The sequence below is a fragment of the Microbacterium oryzae genome, assembly GCF_009735645.1.
Lineage (GTDB): Bacteria > Actinomycetota > Actinomycetes > Actinomycetales > Microbacteriaceae > Microbacterium > Microbacterium oryzae.
The window spans coordinates 875,903-897,878 of the sequence record NZ_CP032550.1; the positions used below are offsets into that span (position 1 = coordinate 875,903).

The 21,976-nt window shown below is 72.3% G+C and carries 23 protein-coding genes; 3 read left to right on the forward strand and 20 right to left on the reverse strand.

Features of this window, described 5'->3' with window-relative positions; all coding sequences use genetic code 11:
* Positions 1-50 precede the first annotated feature (50 nt).
* Positions 51-1,748 carry a long-chain-fatty-acid--CoA ligase gene (locus D7D94_RS04065; RefSeq protein ID WP_156241392.1) on the forward strand — a complete coding sequence of 566 codons (1,698 nt, stop codon included), beginning with the start codon at positions 51-53 and terminating at the stop codon, positions 1,746-1,748.
* Between the two features lie 15 nt (positions 1,749-1,763).
* Here D7D94_RS04065 and D7D94_RS04070 read toward each other — a convergent pair whose 3' ends face one another.
* The 7 genes from D7D94_RS04070 to D7D94_RS04100 all read right to left on the reverse strand — a co-directional run bounded on the left by D7D94_RS04070 (position 1,764) and on the right by D7D94_RS04100 (position 10,731).
* Positions 1,764-2,537 (reverse strand): SDR family oxidoreductase, encoded by a 774-nt coding sequence (locus D7D94_RS04070; RefSeq protein ID WP_156241394.1) that lies wholly within the window; start codon positions 2,535-2,537, stop codon positions 1,764-1,766.
* A gap of 50 nt (positions 2,538-2,587) precedes the next feature.
* Positions 2,588-3,256, reverse strand: a complete 669-nt coding sequence (locus tag D7D94_RS04075; protein WP_156241395.1) for a TetR/AcrR family transcriptional regulator — start codon at positions 3,254-3,256, stop codon at positions 2,588-2,590.
* 62 nt (positions 3,257-3,318) lie between these two features.
* A complete protein-coding gene (gene ligA / locus D7D94_RS04080) occupies positions 3,319-5,625 on the reverse strand; it encodes an NAD-dependent DNA ligase LigA (RefSeq protein WP_156241397.1) in 2,307 nt (768 codons plus the stop codon).
* A 38-nt stretch (positions 5,626-5,663) separates the two neighbouring features.
* Positions 5,664-6,767, reverse strand: a complete 1,104-nt coding sequence (gene mnmA, locus D7D94_RS04085; protein ID WP_156241399.1) for a tRNA 2-thiouridine(34) synthase MnmA — start codon at positions 6,765-6,767, stop codon at positions 5,664-5,666.
* 9 nt (positions 6,768-6,776) lie between these two features.
* Positions 6,777-7,967, reverse strand: coding sequence for a cysteine desulfurase family protein (locus tag D7D94_RS04090; protein WP_156241400.1), 1,191 nt, complete (start codon positions 7,965-7,967; stop codon positions 6,777-6,779).
* 5 nt (positions 7,968-7,972) lie between these two features.
* Positions 7,973-8,914 (reverse strand): tetratricopeptide repeat protein, encoded by a 942-nt coding sequence (locus tag D7D94_RS04095; protein ID WP_156241402.1) that lies wholly within the window; start codon positions 8,912-8,914, stop codon positions 7,973-7,975.
* 35 nt (positions 8,915-8,949) lie between these two features.
* Positions 8,950-10,731, reverse strand: a complete 1,782-nt coding sequence (locus tag D7D94_RS04100; protein WP_156241404.1) for a DUF8094 domain-containing protein — start codon at positions 10,729-10,731, stop codon at positions 8,950-8,952.
* Positions 10,732-10,907: 176 nt separating this feature from the next.
* Between D7D94_RS04100 and D7D94_RS04105 the strand changes: the two genes are divergently transcribed.
* On the forward strand, positions 10,908-11,957 hold the full coding sequence (locus D7D94_RS04105; protein ID WP_156241405.1) for an AI-2E family transporter: 1,050 nt from the start codon (positions 10,908-10,910) through the stop codon (positions 11,955-11,957).
* Here the strand turns inward: D7D94_RS04105 and D7D94_RS04110 are convergent, their stop codons facing one another.
* From D7D94_RS04110 to rpsB, 9 genes are all read right to left on the reverse strand, one after another.
* Entirely contained in the window at positions 11,958-12,671 is a 714-nt protein-coding gene (locus tag D7D94_RS04110) for an alpha/beta hydrolase (protein WP_156241407.1), read from the reverse strand.
* 10 nt (positions 12,672-12,681) lie between these two features.
* Entirely contained in the window at positions 12,682-12,966 is a 285-nt protein-coding gene (locus tag D7D94_RS04115; RefSeq protein ID WP_156241408.1) for a hypothetical protein, read from the reverse strand.
* A gap of 3 nt (positions 12,967-12,969) precedes the next feature.
* Complete coding sequence (locus tag D7D94_RS04120; protein ID WP_246171870.1) at positions 12,970-13,686, reverse strand: aggregation-promoting factor C-terminal-like domain-containing protein; 717 nt, start codon at positions 13,684-13,686, stop codon at positions 12,970-12,972.
* 61 nt (positions 13,687-13,747) lie between these two features.
* Positions 13,748-14,305 carry a DivIVA domain-containing protein gene (locus D7D94_RS04125; protein ID WP_156241410.1) on the reverse strand — a complete coding sequence of 186 codons (558 nt, stop codon included), beginning with the start codon at positions 14,303-14,305 and terminating at the stop codon, positions 13,748-13,750.
* On the reverse strand, positions 14,302-15,297 hold the full coding sequence (locus D7D94_RS04130) for a phosphatidate cytidylyltransferase (protein WP_156241412.1): 996 nt from the start codon (positions 15,295-15,297) through the stop codon (positions 14,302-14,304). The genes D7D94_RS04125 and D7D94_RS04130 overlap by 4 nt, the downstream gene beginning before the upstream one ends.
* Positions 15,298-15,304: 7 nt before the next feature.
* A complete protein-coding gene (frr, locus tag D7D94_RS04135) occupies positions 15,305-15,859 on the reverse strand; it encodes a ribosome recycling factor (RefSeq protein WP_156241414.1) in 555 nt (184 codons plus the stop codon).
* A 65-nt stretch (positions 15,860-15,924) separates the two neighbouring features.
* The gene (gene pyrH / locus D7D94_RS04140; protein WP_156241416.1) at positions 15,925-16,638 is read right to left on the reverse strand and encodes a UMP kinase; all 714 of its coding nucleotides are present in this window, start codon (positions 16,636-16,638) and stop codon (positions 15,925-15,927) included.
* Positions 16,639-16,780: 142 nt separating this feature from the next.
* The gene (gene tsf, locus D7D94_RS04145; RefSeq protein WP_156241418.1) at positions 16,781-17,608 is read right to left on the reverse strand and encodes a translation elongation factor Ts; all 828 of its coding nucleotides are present in this window, start codon (positions 17,606-17,608) and stop codon (positions 16,781-16,783) included.
* Positions 17,609-17,684: 76 nt separating this feature from the next.
* A complete protein-coding gene (rpsB, locus tag D7D94_RS04150) occupies positions 17,685-18,554 on the reverse strand; it encodes a 30S ribosomal protein S2 (protein ID WP_156241420.1) in 870 nt (289 codons plus the stop codon).
* Between the two features lie 308 nt (positions 18,555-18,862).
* Here rpsB and D7D94_RS04155 point away from each other — a divergent pair, with 308 nt between their 5' ends.
* Positions 18,863-19,417: a M23 family metallopeptidase gene (locus tag D7D94_RS04155; RefSeq protein WP_156241422.1), complete on the forward strand. Its 555-nt coding sequence runs from the start codon at positions 18,863-18,865 to the stop codon at positions 19,415-19,417.
* Between the two features lie 49 nt (positions 19,418-19,466).
* On the opposite strand, the gene D7D94_RS04160 is transcribed toward D7D94_RS04155, so the two are convergent.
* From D7D94_RS04160 to D7D94_RS04175, 4 genes are all read right to left on the reverse strand, one after another.
* On the reverse strand, positions 19,467-20,369 hold the full coding sequence (locus D7D94_RS04160) for a tyrosine recombinase XerC (protein ID WP_156241424.1): 903 nt from the start codon (positions 20,367-20,369) through the stop codon (positions 19,467-19,469).
* 146 nt (positions 20,370-20,515) lie between these two features.
* Positions 20,516-20,686: a CsbD family protein gene (locus tag D7D94_RS04165; RefSeq protein WP_156241426.1), complete on the reverse strand. Its 171-nt coding sequence runs from the start codon at positions 20,684-20,686 to the stop codon at positions 20,516-20,518.
* A 97-nt stretch (positions 20,687-20,783) separates the two neighbouring features.
* The gene (locus D7D94_RS04170; RefSeq protein WP_156241428.1) at positions 20,784-21,371 is read right to left on the reverse strand and encodes a TetR/AcrR family transcriptional regulator; all 588 of its coding nucleotides are present in this window, start codon (positions 21,369-21,371) and stop codon (positions 20,784-20,786) included.
* Entirely contained in the window at positions 21,355-21,960 is a 606-nt protein-coding gene (locus D7D94_RS04175) for a sugar O-acetyltransferase (protein WP_156241429.1), read from the reverse strand. Before D7D94_RS04175 ends, D7D94_RS04170 begins: the two co-directional genes overlap by 17 nt.
* Between the last annotated feature and the right edge of the window lie 16 nt (positions 21,961-21,976).

Consider the following 21,976-nt stretch of genomic DNA (forward strand, 5'->3'; position numbering starts at 1 on the left):
TCTAGGCGGTGCCTGTCGGGCCATCCGCCGGTCGCCCCTAGGCTGGACGCGTGACGCAGCCGTTCGACCCGCCTCGCCCGTGGGTGTCCTCCTACGCCGACGGGGTCCCGCATGACCTCCCTCCCGTCTCGGGCTCCCTGCTCGACCTCGTCGACGCCTCGGCCCGCGACTACCCGAGCGCTCCCGCGCTGGAGTTCTTCGGGCGCGTCGTCGACTACGCGACGCTCCGCGCGGACATCGACCGTGCGGCCGCGGGCCTCCTCGCCCGCGGGGTGCGCAGCGGCGACCGGGTGGCGATCATCCTTCCGAACTGCCCTCAGCACATCGTCGCGTTCTATGCGGTGCTGCGGATCGGGGCGGTCGTCGTCGAGCACAACCCGCTCTACACGCCCCGCGAGCTGCGCAAGCAGTTCGAGGATCACGGCGCGCAGCACGCCATCGTCTGGAGCACGGTCGTCGAGACGGTGCGGTCCTTCCCCGCCGACCTCGCCCTCGCCACCATCGTCTCGGTGGACATCACGCGCGCGATGCCGCCGCTCATGCGCCTGGCCCTGCACCTGCCGGTGCCGAAGCTGCGCGCCACCCGCGCGCAGCTGACCGCCCGGGTGCGCGACGCCGTCAGCTGGGAGGACGTGGTGCGGCACGCGCCGATCGCCGCAGACCATCCGCGACCGGCGACATCCGACATCGCCATCATCCAGTACACGAGCGGCACGACCGGCGACCCGAAGGGCGCCGCGCTCACGCACGGGAACCTCCTCGCGAACGCCGAGCAGGCGCACGCATGGACGCCGGGCGTGGCCCGAGGCGAGGGCACGGTGGTCTATGCCGTGCTGCCGATGTTCCACGCGTACGGGCTCACGCTGTGCCTCACCTTCGCGATGTCGCAGGCCGCACGCCTCGTGCTCTTCCCGAAGTTCGACCCCGACATGGTGCTGGCGGTCACCCGCCGCCATCCCGCGACGGTGCTGCCCCTCGTGCCGCCGATCGCCGAGCGGCTCCTGCGGCGCGCGAAGGAGAAGGGCGTGTCGCTCGCGGGCACGCAGATCGGCGTCTCGGGCGCGATGGCGCTGCACGACAGCCTCGTCGTGCCCTGGGAGGAGGAGACGGGCGGCTACCTCGTCGAGGGCTACGGCCTGTCGGAGTGCTCCCCCGTGCTCATCGTGAACCCGGTGTCGGAGAACCGCCGTGCCGGCACCATCGGACTCCCCCTGCCCGGCACCGAGGTGCGCGTCGCCGATCCCGACGACCCGTCGCGCGATGTCGCGTCGGGCGAGCCGGGCGAGCTGCTCGTGCGCGGCCCCCAGGTGTTCGGCGGGTACTACGGGCGCCCGGAGGCGACCGCGAAGGTCTTCCACGAGGGCTGGTTCCGCACGGGCGACATCGTCACGATGGACGCGGACGGCTTCGTGAAGGTGGTCGACCGGATCAAGGAGCTCATCATCACCGGCGGCTTCAACGTCTCGCCGACGGAGGTGGAGATCGCCCTCCGGCAGCATCCCGCGGTGAAGGATGCCGCGGTCGTCGGCCTGCCGAGCACGCGCAGCGGCGAGGACGTCGTCGCGGCGGTGGTCCTCGATGCCGGCTCACGCGCGGACGAGCAGGAGCTGCGCGCCTTCGTCCGCGGCATCCTCACGCCGTACAAGGTGCCGCGACGGATCGTGTTCGTCGACGAGCTGCCCACGTCGATGATCGGGAAGGTCCTGCGCCGCGAGGTGCGCGAGCGCCTCCTCAGCGCCGACGCCTGACGCCCCGGCGGGAGCTCACGCGAGGCCCCCGTTCGCGAAGAGCACCTGGCCGTTCACCCAGCGGGCGGGGCCGGCGAGGAAGGCGACGACTTCGGCGATATCCTCCGGAGCGCCCAGGCGCTCGAGCGGCGCGGCCGCCGCCAGCTGCGCGACGGCCGCCTCGTCCTTGCCCTGCAGGAACAGCGGGGTCGCGGTCGGGCCGGGCGCGACGGCGTTGACCGTGATGTCCTTGCCGCGCAGTTCGCGCGCGAGGATCAGGGTCATCCCCTCGACCGCCGCCTTCGTCGCGACATAGGGGCCGTAGGAGGGGAAATGCGTCCGGGTGACGCTCGTGGAGAAGTTCACGATCGCGCCGCCCGCGCGCACCCGTCGCGCGGCCTGCTGGGAGACGACGAACGCGCCGCGCAGGTTGGTGCGGACGATCCGATCGAAGGCGTCGAGGTCGTACGACGCGATCGGGCCGAGGACCATGACGCCGGCGGTGTTCACGACGACGTCCACGCCGCCGAACGCCTCCTCGACGCGGTCGAAGGCGGCGCTCATCGCCTGGTCGTCCGCGACGTCGCCGGCCACCGCGATCGCGCGGCCGCCATCCGAGACGATCTCGTCGACGACCGCCTCCGCGGCGGACCGGTTGCCGGCGTAGTGGACGCCCACGGCGACTCCATCGGCCGCCAGGCGCAGGGCGACGGCGCGGCCGATGCCGCCAGATCCCCCGGTGACGAGGGCGGCGCGGCGCGCATCGGAAGCGGGCGCGCCGGTGCGGCTGAGGGGTTCGGTGCGGGTCATGGGGTCTCCTTCGGGGATGGCCGCCGTCGGGTCGGCGGGCCGGGTCGGGATCAGCGGATGCGTCGGAGCCATTCGTCGAGGAGCGCGGCCTCGGCCGGGCTGAACGACGAGGAGCCCGCGAGATGCGCGCGCAGGGTGGTGGCCGCCACGGAAGCGGCGTCGTCGGCCGCGGCCTCGGCGTCCACGAGGATCGAGGCGAGTGCCGCGTCGCGGGCGAGCGCCGACACCGCCGGGTCGGGGTAGGCCTCGGGTCGCAGGATGAGACCGAGCGCGAGGCCGCTGTTGGCGGCCATGATCACGCGCGCGGCGTCACTCGGCGCCATGCGCAGCCTTCCCTGCGCGGCGAGGCGCCCGGTGATGCCCTCGAGGAGCGCCATGGCCTCGGCGATCGCCGCGGGTCGCGTGGTGAGCGCGCTGCCGAACACCAGCCGGTAGGCTTGCGGGTGCGCGAGCGCGAAGTCCGTGTGCGCGTTCCAGCCGGCCCGGAGGTCCTCCACGGGATCCTCGGAGGGCCGCGCGGCCCGCTTGGCCGTCAAGTACTCATCCCACACCGCGTCGACGACGGCGGCCAGCAGGCCGTCCTTGTCACCGAAGTGGCGATACAAGACGGGCTGCGTGATGCCCGCCGCCTCGCACACTGCGCGCGTGGAGATGTCGCCCGTCGCCGACTGCGCGAGCAGCTCGGCGGCGCGGGCGATGATCGCTGCTCTCGTTTCCACGTATCACCGATAACACTGACAGCGTATCGATGCAACGGAACGGCGCTATCGCCGCGACGTCCTCACGCCAGCGCGTCGGGCCCCTCGGTCACGAGCAGGTGGAATTGCGCCGCGTCGATGATCCGCACGCCGAGCTGCTCGGCCTTCGCGAGCTTGGAGCCGGCACCGGGCCCCGCCGCGACGAAGTCGGTCTTCTTGCTCACGCTCGACGCCGCCTTTCCGCCGGCCTTCATGATCGCCTCCTGCGCACCCTCGCGGCTGTACCCCTCCAGAGTGCCGGTGGCGACCACCGTGACCCCGGCGAGCACCCCTCCTTCGGCGGCCGCCGCGCCTGGTCCGGGATGGCCGGGCGTGTGGAAGCGCACGCCCGCGGCGGTCCAGCGGTCGATGATCTCCCGATGCCAGTCGACCTCGAACCAGTCCCGCAGCGAGTCGGCGATGATGCCGCCGACTCCCTCGACCGCTGCGAGCTCCTCGCGGCTCGCCGCGCGGATCGCGTCGAGCGACCCGAACCATCCGGCCAGCGCCCGCGCCGCCACGGGGCCGACGTGACGGATGTTGAGGGAGACGAGCAGGCGCCACAGCTCCTTCGTCTTCGCCTTCTCGAGCTCTTCGAGGAGCTTCACGGCCTGCGACGACGGCTGCGGCCCGGTCAGCCCCTCCCGGCGCTCCGCCGCACTGGGATTGCGCCGGAAGGGGGAGCGCCGACGCACCTCGCCCTTGTCGTCCTCCTTCGGCAGTCCGGTCTCGCCATCGCGCACGATGAGCTCGATCGGGACGAGCTGCTCCATCGTGAGGTCGAACAAGCCGGCCTCCGTCCGCAGCGGCGGCTCGGCGGGCACCTCCGGCTGCGTGAGCGCGGCCGCGGTGACCTCCCCCAGGGCCTCGATGTCGAGTGCGCCGCGCGATCCGATGTGCTCCACGCGTCCGCGCACCTGCGCGGGGCAGTCCTTCGCGTTCGGGCAGCGGAGGTCGATGTCGCCCTCCTTCATGGGGCGCAGCGGCGTGCCGCACTCGGGGCAGTTCGCCGGCATCACGAACGCGCGCTCCGACCCGTCGCGCAGCTCGGCCACCGGCCCCAGGACCTCGGGGATCACGTCGCCGGCCTTCCGGAGCACGACCGTGTCTCCGATGAGCACGCCCTTCGCCTTCACCACGTCCTGGTTGTGCAGCGTCGCCTGCCGCACGACGCTGCCCGCGACGAGGACGGGCTTCATGTTGGCGAACGGAGTCGCGCGGCCGGTGCGCCCCACCGAGACGACGATGTCGAGCAGCTTCGTGTTGACCTGCTCCGGCGGGTACTTGTACGCGATCGCCCACCGAGGCGCGCGGCTGGTGGCGCCCAGCTCGTCGTGCAGGGCGAGCTCGTCGACCTTGATGACGATGCCGTCGAGCTCGTGCTCGACGGAGTGCCGGTGCTCGCCGTAGTGCGTGACGAACGACAGCACGCCGTCGAGGTCGTCGGAGGTCCGCAGGTACGGGCTCGTCGGGAGCCCCCACTCCGCCAGCAGCTCGTACACCTCGCTCTGCGACGCCACGGGCGGATCGGGCCACGCGCCGATGCCGTGCACGTAGAGGCGCAGCGAGTCCAGGCGCGCCTGCCCGGCCTCCAGCTCCATCCCGCTCTTCTTGTCCAGCTGCTGCCGGAGTCCGCCGCTGGCGGCGTTCCGCGGGTTCGCGAACGCGGGGAAGCGGCGGTCGGCGCTGCGCTGCGCGCGCTCCTCGTCCATGCCGCGACCCGTCGCCTCGGAGAGCACCCGGTCGCGCAGCCGCGCCTGGAGCGCGTTCAGCTCCTCGAACGCCGCGACCGGGATGAAGACCTCGCCGCGCACCTCCACGAGGGGCGGATGGCCGGTGCCGGTGAGGCGCTCCGGGATGCCCGCCACGCGGAGGGCGTTCACGGTGACGTCCTCGCCGACGCGGCCGTCGCCGCGGGTGGCGGCGGTGACGAGCACCCCGTTCTCGTACCGCAGCGCGATGGCCAGGCCGTCGATCTTCAGCTCGGTCAGCCAGCGCACCGACCGCCCGGCGGACGCCTCGGTCTTCGCGCACCACTCCGACAGCTCGTCGAGGGAGAAGACGTTGTCGAGACTGAGCATGCGCTCGGCGTGCTCGACGGGCGCGAGCATGCTGGCGTCGGCCGCGCCGACGGTCTGCGTCGGCGAGTCCTGCCCCTGCAGCTCCGGGTGGCGACGCTCGATCGCCTCCAGCCGGTGCAGCCATCCGTCGTATGTCGCGTCGTCGACGAGTGCGGCGTCGTCGCCGTAGTACGCGTCGCGAGCGCGGAGGATCTGCTCGGTGAGGGTCGCGGCCTCGGCCCGCGCCTCGTCGAGGGTCAGGTCGGGCAGCTCGATGTCGGCGTCGGTCACGCCATCAGTCTAGGAAGGACGAGCGACATCGGGGCGGCTCAGGCGTCGACGGGCACCGCGCTGACGGTCCGATCGATCGTGCACTGGCCCAGCACGCGGGTGCCGGCGTAGAGCACGGCCGTCTGGCCGGGTGCCACGCCGTCCAGGGGGGCCTCCGGCGTCACCACGAGCTCGCCGTCGCGGACGACCGCGACGGCGGGCACGGGGTCGGCGTGCGCGCGGATCTGCACGTCGCACGCGAACGCGCGCTCGGGCGCGTCGGGAGCAGCGCCCGCCCACGTGTACCGCGAACCGGCGATCTCCGCGGTCGCGAGGGCCTCCTTCGGCCCCACCACCACGGTGTTGGTCACCGGCCGCACCTCGAGGACGAAGCGCGGCTTGCCGTCGTCGGCGGGCACGCCGAGCCGCAGGCCGCGACGCTGGCCCACGGTGAACGCGTGCGCGCCGTCGTGGTCGCCGACGACGGCGCCCGAGCGGTCGACGATCGCGCCCCGCTCGGCCCCCACCCGCTCGGCGAGGTAGCCGCGCGTGTCGCCGTCGGGGATGAAGCAGATGTCGTAGCTGTCGGGCTTGGCTGCCACGGCGAAGCCGCGCTCCTCGGCCTCCGCGCGGACGAGGGCCTTCGACGGCGTGGTGCCGAGGGGGAAGTACGTGTGCGCAAGCTGCTCGGCGGTGAGGACGCCGAGCACGTAGGACTGGTCCTTCGCCTCCTCGCTCGACCGATGCAGCTCGAGCCCGCTCGGCCCTTCGCGCAGCGTGGCGTAGTGGCCGGTGCAGACGGCGTCGAAGCCGAGCTCCAGGGCGCGCTCGAGGAGCGCGGCGAATTTGATCCGCTCGTTGCAGCGCATGCAGGGGTTGGGGGTGCGCCCGGCGCGGTACTCGCTGAGGAAGTCGTCGATGACGTCGTCGCGGAAGCGCTCGGAGAAGTCCCACACGTAGAACGGGATGCCCAGGCGGTCCGCGACGCGGCGCGCGTCCATCGCGTCCTCGATGGTGCAGCAGCCGCGGCTGCCGGTGCGCAGGGTCCCGCCCGCGCGCGAGAGCGCGAGGTGCACGCCCACCACGTCGTGCCCGGCGTCGACCGCGCGCGCGGCGGCGACGGCGGAGTCCACTCCCCCGCTCATGGCGGCCAGAATACGCATGCGGCCAGTCTACGAGCGCGCCCCTGAGCGCACTCCGGGCACGGTCAGCCGACGATACGCCTCCGGCAGCGCGGCGACGAGCGCGTCGGCGTCGGCGTCGGTGGTCGTGCGTCCGAGCGAGATGCGCAGCACCTGCCGCGCCTCCGCCTCGGTCCGGCCCATCGCGAGCACGACATGCGACGGCTCGCTCACTCCCGCCTGGCATGCCGACCCCGTGGAGACGGAGATCCCGTGCTGGTCGAGGAGGAACAGCATCGACTCGCCGGTCGCCCCGGGCAGGTGGAGGTGAATCGTGCCCGGCAGCGTGCGCTCCGGGTCTCCGAGCACCTCGAGCTCGGGGACGGCCGCGCGCAGCCGCCCGATGAGGCGGTTGCGAATGGCCGTGAGCCGGGCCGCCTCGCTCTCGCGTTCGCGTTCGGCTATCTCGAGCGCGGTCGCGAGCGCCACGGCCCCGGCGACGTCCTGCGTGCCGGAGCGGAGCCCGCGCTGCTGATCGCCGCCGTGCAGGAGCGCCTGCGGCGCGATCGTGCGCGACACGACCAGCGCGCCGGTGCCCACGGGCGCCCCCACCTTGTGACCGGACACGCTGAGGGCGACCAGACCCGCGCCATCCGGAGCGTCGCCGCGCCAGCGCCGGAAGCCCACCCCGACGTGCCCGACGGCGGCGACCGCGTCGAGATGCAGGGGCACGGCCGAGCGGGCGGCGGCCGTGGCGAGGGCGGGTGCGTCGTGCACCGCGCCGGTCTCGTTGTTGGCCACGAGCGCGGTGGCCACCGCGACGCGGGGGTCGGAGAGTGCGGAGTCGAACGCGGCGGGAGCGATCCGCGACCGCTCGTCGAGGGCGATCGGCGTCACACGCGCGCCCTCCGCGCGTCGCAGCCACTCCACGGCGTCGAGGGTGGCGTGGTGCTCGCCATCGGGCAGCGCGACCGCGTCGCGTCCGGCCGACCGCGCCCACCACAGCCCCTTGAGCGCGAGGTTCACCGCCTCCGTGCCGCCCGACGTGAGCACCACCTCGATCGGCTCGCAGCCGAGCGTCGCCGCGATCCGCTCGCGGGCGTCCTCGAGCGCGCGGCGCGCGCGCTGCCCCGCGCCGTGCACCGACGAGGCGTTCCCGACGAGCGCGCCGGCCGCGAGCCACGCCTCGCGCGCCTCCGGACGCAGCGGCGTGGTGGCGGCGTGGTCGAGGTACGCGCCCACGGAGCTCAGAACAGCAGCGAGGTGAGGCGCCCGCGGGCTCGGATCACGCGCGGGTCGTTCGCGCCGATCACGCCGAAGAGCTCCACGAGGCGCTCCTGCACGGGGCGACGCGCGTCGCCCGGCAGCTGCGCGAAGAGGTCGAGCAGGCGCTCGAACGCGTCCTCGACGTGGCCACCGGCGACGTCGAGGTCGGCGACGAGCAGCTGCGCGTCCACGTCCTGCGGTTCGGCCGCGGCTGCCGTGCGGGCGGCCTGGAGGTCGGCGCCCTGCACGCGGCCGAGAAGTCGCACCTGGCCGAGGCCGGCGGCGGCCTCCTCGTCGCGGGGGTTCTCCTTGAGCGCGCGCTCGTACGCGTCGGCAGCACGGGCGTAGTCTCCGGCCTCGATCGCGTCGAACGCCTCCTGATGCAGCGGCGGCAGCGCGGGCGCCTCCGGCTCCTCGGCTGGCTGCTCCGTGCCCTGCCCGACCGGCACCGCGCCGGTCACCCCGTTCTGGGCGGCGAGCTGCAGGAGCTGCGCGAAGACCTCCCGCACCTGCTCCTCGGGCACCGCGCCCGTGAACAGCGGCACCGGCTGACCGGCGACGAGCGCCACGACCATGGGGATCGACTGCGCGCGGAACGCCTGCGAGAGCTGCGGGTTCGCGTCGACGTCCACCTTGGCGAGCACGAGGCGCCCGCCGTGCTCGGCGACGACCTTCTCGAGGATCGGGCTCAGCTGCTTGCAGGGGCCGCACCACTCCGCCCACAGGTCCACGACGACCGGCACGCGCTTGGAGAGCTCGAGGACGTCGCCGAAGGTCGCGTCGGTGACGTCGAACACGAGGCGCGGCGCTCCGGCGTCCCCACCCGTCGGCGCGGCGGGAGCGGCAGGGGTCGCGGGACGGTTCTTCAGGGTCGAGAGATCGACGGCGCCGCGCAGAACGGCACCGGGGGCGACGTCACTCATGTTCACCTTCCGTGTGAAGTGGGGATGGATCGAGCCTATTCGCCCTTCTCGGGCTCCGGCAGCAGTTCGGCGCCCTGGATGGCCGAGGTGTAGCCGAGCAGGCGCACCTTCTCGTCGGAGCCCTGAGCGGGCACGAAGAAGAAGAGCTGGTCGGTGTAGGTGGTCTCGACGCCCGTGGCGGACTCCTTCTCTCCGGTCAGCAGCGCCAGGGCGGCGTCGTCCTCGAAGCGGATGACGGCGTCGTCGTCGGTCGGGCGCACGGTCTCGGTCTCGTCGACGCCGACCGAGACGATCGCGCCGCTGTCGAGCGTCGCGAGGGCCGTCGGCGGAGCGTCGTTCGCGCCCTGCGCGTACTCGATTCGCCCGGTCTCCGCGCCCGTCTCGTTGAACGCGTCGATGGTGGCCTTGCGCTTCTCCGCCACGGCGGTGAGGAAGCCGTCGCCCTCGATGTCGAAGAGGTCGGCGTACTCGCTCTTGTCGCCCTGGCCGATGATGTCGGCGTACGCGCTCGCGAGCTGGTCGGGAGCGATCGCGAGGAACGGCGAGTCGGGCGCGACGAGCGCCGCACCGAGCCAGACCGGGGCGAGCTCGGGCGTCTCCGCCGCGGCTTCCAGGTTCGCCAGGTAGCTCACCCGGTAGCGCGACCACGGGTCGTCCTGCGTCATCGAGAGGATGCTCGGCGCCACGGTGGCGTCATCGGGGTCGGCCACGATGACCAGCGCGGTGCGCGGCCATCCCTCCGCCGCCTGGGGCAGGACGACGCTCGCCGGACCCTGCGGGATCGACACCGCCGCGGGGTGGTCCTCGATCTCCTTCCGCAGCCGGTAGTTCACCTCGCGCGTCTGCAGCGCGAGGCCCGAGAGGCGCTGCGCCGCGATCTTGTCGTCCAGATCGGCGTCGGCCCGCGCGACGGTGTCCGAGATCTCCCCGACGATCCGGTCGGCCTGCGCCTGCGTGAGGGTCGACGGCTTCTGATCGGGAGCCGCGGTCGCGGTGGCGGTCGGCGTCGGGGTGGGCGTCTGCCCGCCGCCGAACTCCGGCCAGTCGTCCGCCGTGCAGCCCGCGAGGAGCGCCGTGGAGATGCCGAGCGCGGGGACGGCGAGGAGCGCGCGGCGCCCCTTGCCGCGGCGCGACGTGGAGATGACGCCCTTGGATGCGCCGTCGTCGTCGGCGACCGGGCCCGACGGTCCCTTGCGGATCGGGCCGCGACGTCGCCGCGCCTGGCGCAGCGCGAGGATGTAGAGGACGAGGCCGGCGGCGAGGAAGATGCCGCCGAGCACCATCAGCGGCCCGAACCAGGGCGTGCGCTGGTCGAGCGGCCACACGAGCGAGATGTCGGAGGGCGCGGGCTGCGTGCCGTCGACGGCGACGAGCATGCTCATCCCCTCGGGCAGCTGGTCGCGGCGGACGATCTCGTCCTCCGCGGTCTGCTCCTCGATCCACAGGTCGCTTCCGGCCGGGTTGCGACCCTCGGTCGCCTCCCCCGCCTCCACGCTCGGCTCGACGACCTCGGTCTCCAGCTGATCATCGTCTCCCGCGCTCACCCGGCTGTATCGCTGGTCGGACAGCCACGCCTCGACATCGCTCGTGCGGCCGTACGCGGTGTAGAGAGGGCCGTCGCCGCGCACCGTCAGGGTCTGCGCGCCGGGTCGCAGCGCGAACGCGTCGCCGTCGATGACGAGGTAGGGCAGGTCCTCCTCGACAGACACCGACTGCTCGGCGGAGTCGGGGCCGAGGAACAGCGTGCGCTGCGCGAGTCCCGCGCCGAACGACGCCGCCGCGAGCACAAAGGCCAGTACTGCCCACACGAAACGCACGAATCGACTCCTCGCCGACCCGCGCGGGTGTCGCGGGTCTGGATATCCGACTGCACAGGATAGCGAGTGCAACTGAAAGGCGCCCAGAAGCAGGTCGCATCCGGGCGCGGCGCCGACGGCGCTCTATCCTGACGGGAGTCGTGCGGCAGGGCGCCCGCGGCGGCAGAAGGGCGCACATGAAGATCCACAACCCGTTCCGGGTCGCACTGGTGGCGACGCTGGGCGTCGGGCTGGGCATCCTGCTCATCGAGGGGCTGCAGTCGCTCTCGACGATCCTCGTGTACGTCGGGACGGCGCTGTTCATCTCCTTGGGCCTCGACCCCGTGGTGACGTGGCTCGAGCACCGGCGCCTTCCGCGATGGCTCGCGGTGACCCTCGCCATCCTCGCCGTCCTGGGACTGTTCACCGGGATCGTGCTCATCATCCTCCCCGTGCTCGTGGGGCAGATCGGCCAGCTCGTCGAGCAGATCTCCCTCCTCGTCTCGCGCGGCACCCTCCTCGACGACCTGCGGGAGTGGTCGCTGGCCACCTTCCCCACGCTGCAGATCGATCAGGTCCTCGACTTCGTCAACACCTGGCTGACCGACAACATCGACCTCATCAGTCAGGGCGTCGTGGGCGTGACGCTGAACGTGGCGCAGGGGCTGTTCGGCGCGTTCATCGTGCTCATCCTCACGATCTACCTCACGGCGTCCACGCCGTCGCTGAAGTCCGCGCTGTACCAGATGGTGCCGGCGTCGCGACGCGAGGGCTTCACGAACATCGCCGAGCAGATCACCGACTCCGTCGGCTACTACGTCATGGGGCAGATCACGCTGGCAGCGATCAACGGCCTGCTGAGCACGATCTTCCTCACGATCATCGACGCGCCCTACCCCACCGTGCTGGCGGTGGTGGCCTTCCTCGGGTCGATGATCCCGCTGGTCGGCACCATCTCCGGCTCGACGATCATCGCGCTGACGTGCCTGATCCCGGGGCTCGGTTCGCCGACCACCGCCATCATCGCCGCGGTGTACTACCTCATCTACATGCAGGTCGAGGCGTACGTGCTCTCGCCGCGCATCATGAGCCGGGCGGTGTCGGTCCCGGGCGGCGTGGTCGTGATCGCCGCGCTCGCCGGCGGCGCGCTGCTGGGGCTCCTGGGAGCCCTCATCGCCATCCCCGTCGCCGCGAGCATCCTCATCATCTACCGCCAGGTGCTCATCCCGCGCATGAACGCGCGCTGATCAGGCGTCGGGCCACTCTGCCGGCAGCGGGACGGCGGCGGGGTTCACCACGGCGACGATCTCGTTGAGCACGCGGGCGGTCTGCTTCTCCCCCACCCACAGGTGCCGGCCTTCCTCGACCGCGACGACGCGCAGCTGCGGCACGATCGAGAAGCGCTCCACCGCCTCCGCCGGCCGCAGGTAGTCGTCGAACTCGGGCACGACCGCGACGAGGGGCCGCGCGTCGCCCTGCCAGGCGCGCAGGTCGTCGTCGGTCGCCCGGTGCAGGGGCGGCGACAGCAGGATGGCCCCCTCGATCGGATGCGGTCGGCCGTGCTTGAGCGCCACCTCGGTCCCGAACGACCACCCCACCAGCCACGGATGCGGCAGTCCGCGCTCGGCCACGAACCGCATCGCGGCGGCGAGGTCCGCCGCCTCCGCGACGCCGTCGCCGAACGCCCCGTCGCTCGTTCCCCGCGGAGAGGTCGTGCCGCGGGTGTTGAAGCGCAGCACGGCGAGATCGGCGAGGGCGGGGAGGCGAGCCGCGGCCTTCCGGATGATGTGCGAGTCCATGAAGCCACCCGCTGTCGGCAGTGGATGGAGCGTCACAAGTGTGGCGAGCGGCTCGCGTTCGAGGGGCAGCGCGAGCTCGCCGACGAGCGTGAGCCCGTCGGACGTGTGCAGCTCGACGTCCTCGCGGCGGGCGGGCAGCAGGGCGGCTCCGCGGATCTCCATCCGGTCCTCCTCAGTAGAGCTTCCAGCAGTGGCTGTGCCAGTGACGACGGGCGGCGAGATCGGCCTGCGCGCCGAGGACGCCGTCCTCGCGCCAGACGACGACGTGCGCGGCGCCGATCGCGATCTCGCTGCCGCACCCCGGGCACGAGTAGGTCTTCTCCGAGCGCCCCTGGCCGATCGGCTGGACCGACCACTCCCGGCCGCGTCGCATCTCGGTGCGCCGCCACCCCGCAACGAGACGATCGAGCGAGTCGTCGTCGCGACCGTCGCGGCGGCGTCGGTTCGACCGCGGCACGGCTCAGTACCAGCCGGACGCCTCGGAGTGGCCCCATGCACCGCAGGGCGTCCCGTAGCGTCCGGCGATGTAGTCGAGGCCCCAGGCGATCTGCGTGGCGGGGTTGGTCTGCCAGTCGGCGCCGTGGCTGGCCATCTTGCTGCCGGGCAGCGACTGGGGGATGCCGTACGCGCCACTCGAGGCGTTGTAGGCGTTCACGTTCCAGCCGGACTCGCGATTCCACAGCGCGACGAGGCACGAGAAGTCGCCCTCTCCCCAGCCGCGCTCCCCCACCATCTGGTACGCCACCGCCTGCGCCGACCCGGGGTCCGGCGCGGCGAACGGCGCGGCCCAGGTCTCGGCCTGCATCGGTGCCGACTCGTCGCTCCCCTCGGTGGGCTGCGGCGTCGGCGTGGGCGTGGGCTTCACGTACACGGAGTAGTTGCCGAACTCGAGGCTGCCGGCGTGCGCGAGGTCGGCGGCGGCGATGTACACCTGCGCCTCGTCGGCGGCCGTGGCGAACGCCGACGCCGTCTCGCGCTGCTCGGCCTGCGCCATCGAGGCGCCGGTCGTGACGAGGGTGCCGCCGAGGAGCCCGAACGCCGCAAGTCCGGCGAGCACCGACATGACGCGTCGCCGTGGCGATGGCCGCTCCGTCGTCAGGAGCGCCGCGTGCTGGGTCGCGATGGCGCGCGCCTCGCGGCGCGTGAGGGCTCGGGTCTCGGGAGGTCCGTCAGTCACAGTCGGGCCAGTCTATCGGCTGTTACGCGACCGTGATATCGCGTGTCGCGGGAGGCGGCGCTCACCGGACGGCGAGCATCACCTCGATGACCGCGTCCAGCACCGCATCGACCTGCTCCTCGCGGTAGCCGTCGCGCGTCATCCGGAACGCCGTCTGCCGCACCTGCTCGACCGACAGCGGATCGCCGTGCGCGAGATACGCGACGATCCGATCGGCGACGAGGTCGACCTCCGAGCGCGCGTAGCCGAAGCGCAGCAGGCCCACGCGGTCGAACCGCTCCCCGACCGGTCGCTGCAGCCGATCGAGAACGACCTGCGCGTCCTCCCGGACGCGCGCGACCCACGTGCCCGCGCCATCCGCTCGCACCGCCTGGTCTCGCTCGCGCGCGGCGAACGCGTCCTCCACGCGGGCGAGGGCTGCGTCGACGGAGGCGACCCGGTAGCCGCCGCGCACGAGCGGAAAGGCGGCGGCGCGCACCTGCTCGGCATCGACGTCGTCGCTCTGCTCCTCGAAGGCCGCACGAGCGCGCGCGAGGAAGGCGTCGACGGCCGCGCGGTCGTAGCCCTTGTCGCGCCCCTCCGTCAGCGGGAAGGGCAGGTCGGTGGACGAGTCGGTCACGATACCGCCAGCGGGGTGAGGAGCAGGTGCAGGGCGAGCGCGGCCACGGCGGACGGCAGCATGCTGTCGAGACGGTCGAGGACTCCGCCGTGCCCGGGAAGCATGGAGGACATGTCCTTGATGCCGAGGTCGCGCTTGATCATCGACTCGCCGAGGTCTCCTGCGGTGGCCGTGCAGAGGATCACGGCGCCGAAGATCAGTCCCGTCCACCAGGGGATCTCGAGCATGAACTGCGCGAGCAGGGCGCCGGCGACGACGGCGGCCAGCGCGGCGCCCGCGAAGCCCTCCCAGGTCTTCTTGGGGCTGATCCGCGGCGCCATCGGGTGCTTGCCGAAGGCGAGCCCCGACGCGTAGGCGGCGGTGTCGGCGACGACCGCGACGATGAGGAAGGCGAGGACCCACCATTCGCCGTCTTCGGCGCGCAGGAGGACGAGCGCGAGGCTCGCGAGCAGCGGCACGTAGAGGGGCACGAAGGCGCCCACCACCACGTCGGCCAGCACCTCGCGGTGGGGCCGGCCGTCCTCCGCCATCATCTGCGCCATCAGCCGCCACACGACGATGATCGTCAGCGACACGAACAGCGAGACCGCATGCAGCCAGGAGTCGGCGAAGTAGCCCGCGCTCAGCAGGAGGACGACCGCGATCAGCTGCGGAGCCAGGTCCACGCGCCGACCGCCCCTCCGGAGGGCACGCCACAGCTCGTGGACGCCGAGCACCGAGACCAGCAGCGCGACGAGCACGAACAGCGTCTTCACGACCAGCAGCGACACCAGCAGCACGGCGCCCGCCGCGACGCCGATGAGGACGGCCGCGATGAGGTCACGTCCTGTCCGCTGCTTGAGCCGCTGGTTGCGCTGCTCGAACTTCTCGCGCGCGTAGGCGACCTGGTGCTCGAACTCGCCGCGGGCGGCGCTCACGCGCTCCTGGAAGGAGCCCTGCTCGGCGCGTGGCTCGCTCGAGGGCGTCTCCTCCGGTTCCGGAACGTCGGTCATCCCCGCCTCAGACCTCGAGGAGCTCTGCCTCTTTGTGCTTCAGCGCCTCGTCGATCTTCTCCACGTGCGCCTTGGTGATCGCGTCGAGCTCCTTCTCCCCGCGCACGATGTCGTCCTCGCCGACCTCGTCGCGCAGCGCGTCGAGGTCGTCCTTCACCTGACGGCGGATGCCGCGCAGGCGGACCTTCGCGTCCTCGCCCTTGGTGCGGACGATCTTCACGTACTCCTTGCGACGCTCCTGCGTCAGCTCGGGCATCGTGATGCGCACGAGGGTGCCGTCGTTCGTCGGGTTCGCCCCGAGGTTCGGCATCTCGCGGATGGCCTCCTCGATGGCCTTGAGGGCCGACTTGTCGTAGGGCGTCACGATGAGCGTGCGCGCCTCGGGGTTCGCGAGCGACGCGAGCTGCTGCAGCGGCGTGGGCGTGCCGTAGTAGTCCACGAGGAGGCGCTGGAAGAGCTGCGGGTTCGCGCGTCCGGTGCGGACCGTGGCGAAGTCCTCCTTCGCCGCCTCGACGGCTCGGCCCATCCGGTCAGTGGCATCGGCCAGAACGTCCGCGATCACGGTGACTCCATTCGTCGGTGGTGCTGAGGGAAAGTCTACTGGGAGCTGTCGCGGCTCCCCGCGCGTCACGCGGTGACGAGCGTGCCGATGGTGCGACCGCGCAGAGCGGCCGTGACGTTGCCGCCGGGCTCCATGCCGAACACGCGCATGTTCATGCCGTTGTCCATGCAGAGGCTGAACGCGGTGGCGTCGACGACCTTGAGGCCGCGCATCAGGGCGTCGGAGTAGGTCACGTGATCGAGCTTCGTCGCGGTCGGGTCGGTGCGCGGGTCGGCGGTGTACACGCCGTCCACGCCGTTCTTGGCGACGAGCACCTCGGTGGCGCGGATCTCGAGCGCGCGCTGGGCGGCCACGGTGTCGGTGGAGAAGTAGGGAAGGCCCGCGCCGGCGCCGAAGATCACGACGCGCCCCTTCTCGAGGTGGCGCTCCGCGCGTAGGGGGATGTAGGGCTCGGCGACCTGGCGCATCTCGATGGCGGACTGCACGCGCGTGGCGGCGCCGGCCTGCTCGAGGAAGTCCTGCAGGGCGAGGGCGTTCATGACCGTGCCCAGCATGCCCATGTAGTCGGCGCGGGAGCGGTCCATGCCGCTCACGGCGAGCTCCGCGCCGCGGAAGAAGTTGCCGCCGCCGACGACGATCGCGATCTCCACGTCCTGCGACGCCTCGGCGATCTCGCGGGCGATCTGGCTGACGACGTCGGGGTTGACGCCGAGCTGACCTCCTCCGAACGCCTCACCGGACAGCTTCAGCAGCACGCGCCGCTTGCTCACTACGCTCACACTCGATCCTCTCGTCGCCGATACACGCTACCGGTCGCAGGCGGCAGCACCCTGTGCTCGACCCGCGGATGGCCGCGTGCGGCGTCCCCGGGCAGAGCAAGGGGGCTCGGATCCGCGGATCCGAGCCCCCTTCATCACGTCGTTACGCGCCGACCTTGAAGCGCGCGAAGCCGGTCACCGTGATGCCGGCGTCCTGCGCGACCTTGGCGACGGACAGCTTGTTGTCCTTCGCGTAGTCCTGGTCGAGCAGAGCGACCTGCTTGAAGAACGCGTTCACGCGCCCCTCGACGATCTTCGGCAGGGCGGCCTCGGGCTTGCCCTCGTTGCGGGAGATCTCGGTGACGATCTCGCGCTCCTTCTCGACCTCGGCCGCGGGGACCTCGTCGCGCGAGAGGTACGAGGGGTTGGCGAAGGAGATGTGCTGCGCGATGCTGCGTGCGGTCTCCGCGTCGTCGCCCGAGTACGCCACGACCACGCCGACCTGCGGGGGCAGGTCCTTGCTGGTGCGGTGGAGGTAGATCTGGAAGGCGTCGCCGTCCAGCGTGCGCACGCGACGCAGCTCGACCTTCTCGCCGATGATCGCCGCCTCGTCCGAGATGAGCTGGTCGACCGTCTGGTCGCCGGCCGAAGCGGCGAGGGCTGCCTCGACGGAGTCCGCACCGGCAGCGGCGGCCGCGTCGGCCACCTTGTCGGCGAGGGCGATGAAGCGCTCGTTCTTCGCGACGAAGTCGGTCTCGCAGGCGAGCTCGACGAGGGTCGCCTTGCCGTTCAGCTCACGCGCGACGACGAGGCCCTCGCTGGTGGCGCGGTCCGCGCGCTTGGCGTTGCCCTTGGCGCCCTTGAGGCGCAGCAGCTCGACGGCCTTCTCGACGTTGCCGTCGGCCTCTTCGAGCGCCTTCTTGGTGTCGACCATGCCGGTGCCGAGCTGCTCGCGCAGCGCCTTGATGTCCGCGATGGTGAAGTTGGCCATGAGTGCGGGCTCTCCTTGATTCGTGGTGGGATCTGAAGCGCCAGGCGGGCCCGATCGGGCCCGCCTGGCGTGAGCGTTACTCCGCTGCGGGAGCGGCAGCGGCCTCGGCCGGAGCGGCCTCCGCCGGAGCAGCCTCGGTCTCGGCGACCTCGGCCGGAGCGGCCTCGGCGGACTCGACCGGAGCGGACTCGGTGGAGCCCTGCTCGAGGAGCTCGCGCTCCCACTCGGCCAGCGGCTCCGCCTCGCCCTCGGGGTTGTGCTTCTGCTGCAGGCCCTCGGCCGCGGCGTCGGCGATGATGCGCGTCAGCAGCGACACCGAGCGGATGGCGTCGTCGTTGCCCGGGATCGGGTACTGCAGGTCGTCGGGGTCGACGTTGGTGTCGAGGATGCCGATGACGGGGATGCCGAGCTTCTTGGCCTCGTCGATGGCGAGGTGCTCGCGCTTGGCGTCGACGACCCAGAGAGCCGAGGGCGTCTTCGACAGGTTGCGGATGCCGCCGAGCGACTTGTGCAGCTTGGCGAGCTCACGACGCTTGAGCAGGAGCTCCTTCTTGGTGAAGCCCGTGCCGGCGGGGTCGTCGAAGTCGAGCTCCTCGAGCTCCTTCATGCGCGCGAGGCGCTTCGACACCGTCGAGAAGTTGGTGAGGAGGCCACCGAGCCAGCGCTCGTTGACGTAGGGCTGGCCGACGCGGGTCGCCTGCTCGGCGAGCACCTCCTGCGCCTGCTTCTTGGTGCCCACGAAGAGGATGGTGCCGCCGCGGGCGACCGTCTCCTTGACGAAGTCGTAGGCCTTGTCGATGTAGCCCAGCGACTGCTGCAGGTCGATGATGTGGATGCCGCTGCGCTCCGTGAGGATGAAGCGCTTGACCTTCGGGTTCCACCGACGGGTCTGGTGTCCGAAGTGAACGCCGCTGTCGAGCAGCTGGCGGATGGTGACGACGGCCATGGTCGTACTCCTTGTCTGGGCGCTCTCGCGCCATGCGGTTGATTCCGCCGGTCAGTCGACCGGCGAGCCTGGTGCCCGACGCACTCCCGCCCTTCGAGAAGGGACCGAGGGGAGTCGCGCCACGACGCCCGTCCGTGGGACGGAGCCGCTGCGGGCACGCGTAGTCATCCCGATGAGGGATGCGTCTGCCAGCATACCAGGCGGATGCGCCCACGACGGCGCGTGCACAGCCCCGCGACACGCCGCTGGCCCGTCCACGACGTCGAGCGGGTCGGTCGGAGGGGCAGCGCGCGGCCGAGCCTGGAGGCATGCGCCGGATCATCCTCGTTCTCGCCGTCCTCGCGCTCGTCGGCGTGTCCGTCGGCGCCGCTCCCGCGTCGGCCGCCGCGCCGGTGGTCGTCTCCGCTTCCGCGGCGGCTTCCCCCGCCGACGCGGCGATCGTCCGCATCCGCACGAGCGAGCCCTGGCGGTGGCCCGTGTCCCAGGAGGTCCGGGTCGTCCGCCCGTTCGCGGCGCCGCCCCATCGCTACGGCGCGGGGCACCGCGGCGTGGACCTCGGCGCGGATCAGGGGCCGGTGCTCGCCCCGGCATCCGGCGTCATCGCCTTCGCCGGAGTCGTCGTCGACCGCCCGCTGCTCACCATCGATCACGGCGACGGGCTCGTCACGACGCTCGAGCCGGTGGCGACCGAACTCCGCGTCGGCGACGAGGTCGCGGTCGGCCAACAGCTCGGCGAGGTCGCTTCCGGCGGTCACGCCGCCGCCGGCGCCGTGCACTTCGGCGTCCGCCTGCACGGGGAGTACATCAACCCCCTGCTCCTCCTCGCCGGCGTGCCCCGCGCCGTGCTCCTCCCCTGCTGCTGAGGGCGCCCGCGTGTCGCGCGAGAACGGCGGGTCAGCCGGATGGCCGCGATCAGGCGCGGGGATGGGCGAGCCGGTAGGCGGCGGCGAGGCGCTCGGTCGACACGTGCGTGTAGATCTGCGTCGTGCCGAGGCTCGCGTGGCCGAGGATCTCCTGCACCGCACGGAGATCGGCGCCGCCGTCGAGCAGGTGCGTGGCGGCGGAGTGGCGCAGCGCGTGCGGACCGGCGGTCTCCACCCCCATCGCGGGACCCACGGTGCGCGCGACCAGCGCGTACACCGCACGCGGACCCATCCGCCCGCCGCGCGCGCCGAGGAGCAGCGCGCCGCCCGCGCCCTCCGAGCGAGCCGCCAGGACGGGGCGTCCCCGCGAGAGGTACCCGGAGACCGCCCGTGCGGCGGGTGCGCCGAACGGCACGACACGCTCCTTCGAGCCCTTGCCGAGGACGCGCGCGGTGCCGCGCTCGAGATCGATGTCGTCCACGTCGAGTCCGCAGAGCTCCGACACGCGCACGCCCGAGCCGTACAGCAGCTCGAGAGCCGCGTGATCGCGCAGCGCGGTCGGGTCGCCCTCCCCCGCGGCCACGGCCATCCGCTTGAGGAGCTCGTCGAGGGAATCGGCGGTCGCGACATGAGGGAGCGTGCGACCGCGCTTGGGAGTCACCAGGCGCAGGCTCGGGTCGGTCTCGACGAGCCCCTCCTCGCGGGCCCAGCGGAACAGCGCCCGCGCGGAGGACGTGCGTCGCGCCACCGTCGAGCGCGCGTCCCCGCGCTGCGTCGCCCGCCACAGCCAGTCGCGGAGCGCGTCGAGATCGACCGCATCGAGTTCGCGATCGCCCGCGGCGGCGACGAGGTCGGCGAGGTCCGCCCGGTAGGCGCGTACCGTCGCCGGAGACAGGCGGCGCACGTTCTCGAGGTGCGCGGCGAAGGCGTCGATCGCGCGGGACAGCTGCATGCTCCCATCGTCTCGCCGCCGCGGCGCCCGGCGCGGTCGCCGCGCCGCTCCGCGACCTCCGGTGCCCATGCGGCGCTCGCGCACGACAGCGGGCCGCCTCCCGAGCGGCAGGCGGCCCGCTGAGGCAGCGGCTGTCGAGCGGAGGCCTACTTGAAGGCGTCCTTGATGTTCTCGCCGGCGTTCTTGAGGTCGGCCCTCGTCTGGTCGCCCTTGCCCTCGCGCTCGAGGCGCTCGTCGTCGGTGGCCCTGCCCGCGGCCTCCTTCGCCTTGCCGGCGAGCTCTTCCGCGGCGTTCCTGATCTTGTCGTCGAGGCCCATGATGCGTCCTTTCACGATGCGGTCTGCGGATCAACGAAACTAGGCGCGGACGCGCTTCGAGGCAAGGGGTGGACAGAAGCCGCGGAGCGTCGGCGGCCTACGAACGCTCCGCCGGTGCCGCGGTGATGCGCGCGATCGCCGTGCGCACCTCACGAGGGTCGCGCGCTCCTGAATCGAGAGCGCGGTGGATCGTGAGCCCCTCGATGAGCGCGTCCAGCAGGCGCGCGGTCTCCGGATCGAAATGGCGCTCGAGGGCCGCGCGACTGCGCCGCATCCACTCCGCGGTGATGGATCGGTAGGCGGGATCGCGAGCGGCGAGCGTGTAGAGCTCGTGCGAGAGGACGAGCTCGCGGGCGTCGCCGAAGACGTCCTCGAGGATGATCGCCGCGACGGCATCACGGGCCGCAGCGCGGTGCGGCGCAGACGCCATGCGGCGTTCGAAGCGATCGCTGACCGTGGTCGCGAATCGGGTGAACGCCGCACGCAGGAGATCGTCGATGCCGTCGAAGTAGTAGGTCATCGCGCCCAGCGGGACGGCCGCCTGCGCCGCGACCTTCCGGTGCGACGTGCCGGCGACGCCGGAGCCGGCGATGACCTCGAGGCAGGCGTCGACGATCCGGTCGCGACGACCGGGATCGTTGCGCCGCCCCCGCCGGGAGCCGGCCGCCCTATCGGGGATCGACATCCGAAGGCTCGATACGGCGAACCACCCGCGCGGGATTCCCGACGGCCACGACGTCGGCGGGGATGTCCTTCGTGACGACTGCGCCCGCGCCGATCACCGAGTTGCTGCCGATCGTCACACCGGGGCACACGATCACGCCGCCCCCGAGCCAGACATTGTCTCCGATCGTGATCGGACGAGCAGCTTCGAGCTTGTCGCGTCGGGGCTGGGGGTCGATCGGATGGGTGGGGGTCAGCAGCTGGACGTTCGGTCCGATCTGGCAGTCGTCGCCGATCGTGATGGTCGCGACGTCCAGCGCCATCAGGTTGTAGTTGATGAACGTGCCGGCGCCGAGGTGGAGGTTCTCGCCGTAGTCGACGAAGAGCGGGGGGTTGATGTGCGCACCCTCGCCGAGCGTGCCGACCAGGTCCTCGAGGATCTCCCGAGCTCCGGGCTCCCCTGCCACATCTGCGCGGTGGTAGGCGTCGGCGAGCTGGACCCCGCGGCGATGGAGGCGCTCGTTCTCGGGGTCGTCGGCGATGTACAGGTCCCCGGCGAGCATCCGCTCGCGGTTGCTGCGCGAGTCTCCGGCGAAGTAGTCGACAGTCATGCGCCCGACTCTACCG

Bases quoted from the DNA above. Each gene is read 5' to 3' on its own strand.
- D7D94_RS04165 (WP_156241426.1), bottom strand. From the start codon at position 20,686: ATGGGCCTCGACGACAAGATCAGGAACGCCGCGGAAGAGCTCGCCGGC.
- rpsB (WP_156241420.1), bottom strand. From the start codon at position 18,554: ATGGCCGTCGTCACCATCCGCCAGCTGCTCGACAGCGGCGTTCACTTC.
- D7D94_RS04175 (WP_156241429.1), bottom strand. From the start codon at position 21,960: ATGACTGTCGACTACTTCGCCGGAGACTCGCGCAGCAACCGCGAGCGG.
- D7D94_RS04110 (WP_156241407.1), bottom strand. From the start codon at position 12,671: ATGGAGATCCGCGGAGCCGCCCTGCTGCCCGCCCGCCGCGAGGACGTC.
- mnmA (WP_156241399.1), bottom strand. From the start codon at position 6,767: ATGCGTATTCTGGCCGCCATGAGCGGGGGAGTGGACTCCGCCGTCGCC.
- tsf (WP_156241418.1), bottom strand. From the start codon at position 17,608: ATGGCCAACTTCACCATCGCGGACATCAAGGCGCTGCGCGAGCAGCTC.
- D7D94_RS04095 (WP_156241402.1), bottom strand. From the start codon at position 8,914: ATGAGTGACGTCGCCCCCGGTGCCGTTCTGCGCGGCGCCGTCGATCTC.
- D7D94_RS04170 (WP_156241428.1), bottom strand. From the start codon at position 21,371: ATGTCGATCCCCGATAGGGCGGCCGGCTCCCGGCGGGGGCGGCGCAAC.
- D7D94_RS04155 (WP_156241422.1), top strand. From the start codon at position 18,863: ATGCGCCGGATCATCCTCGTTCTCGCCGTCCTCGCGCTCGTCGGCGTG.
- D7D94_RS04070 (WP_156241394.1), bottom strand. From the start codon at position 2,537: ATGACCCGCACCGAACCCCTCAGCCGCACCGGCGCGCCCGCTTCCGAT.
- D7D94_RS04130 (WP_156241412.1), bottom strand. From the start codon at position 15,297: ATGACCGACGTTCCGGAACCGGAGGAGACGCCCTCGAGCGAGCCACGC.
- D7D94_RS04105 (WP_156241405.1), top strand. From the start codon at position 10,908: ATGAAGATCCACAACCCGTTCCGGGTCGCACTGGTGGCGACGCTGGGC.
- D7D94_RS04160 (WP_156241424.1), bottom strand. From the start codon at position 20,369: ATGCAGCTGTCCCGCGCGATCGACGCCTTCGCCGCGCACCTCGAGAAC.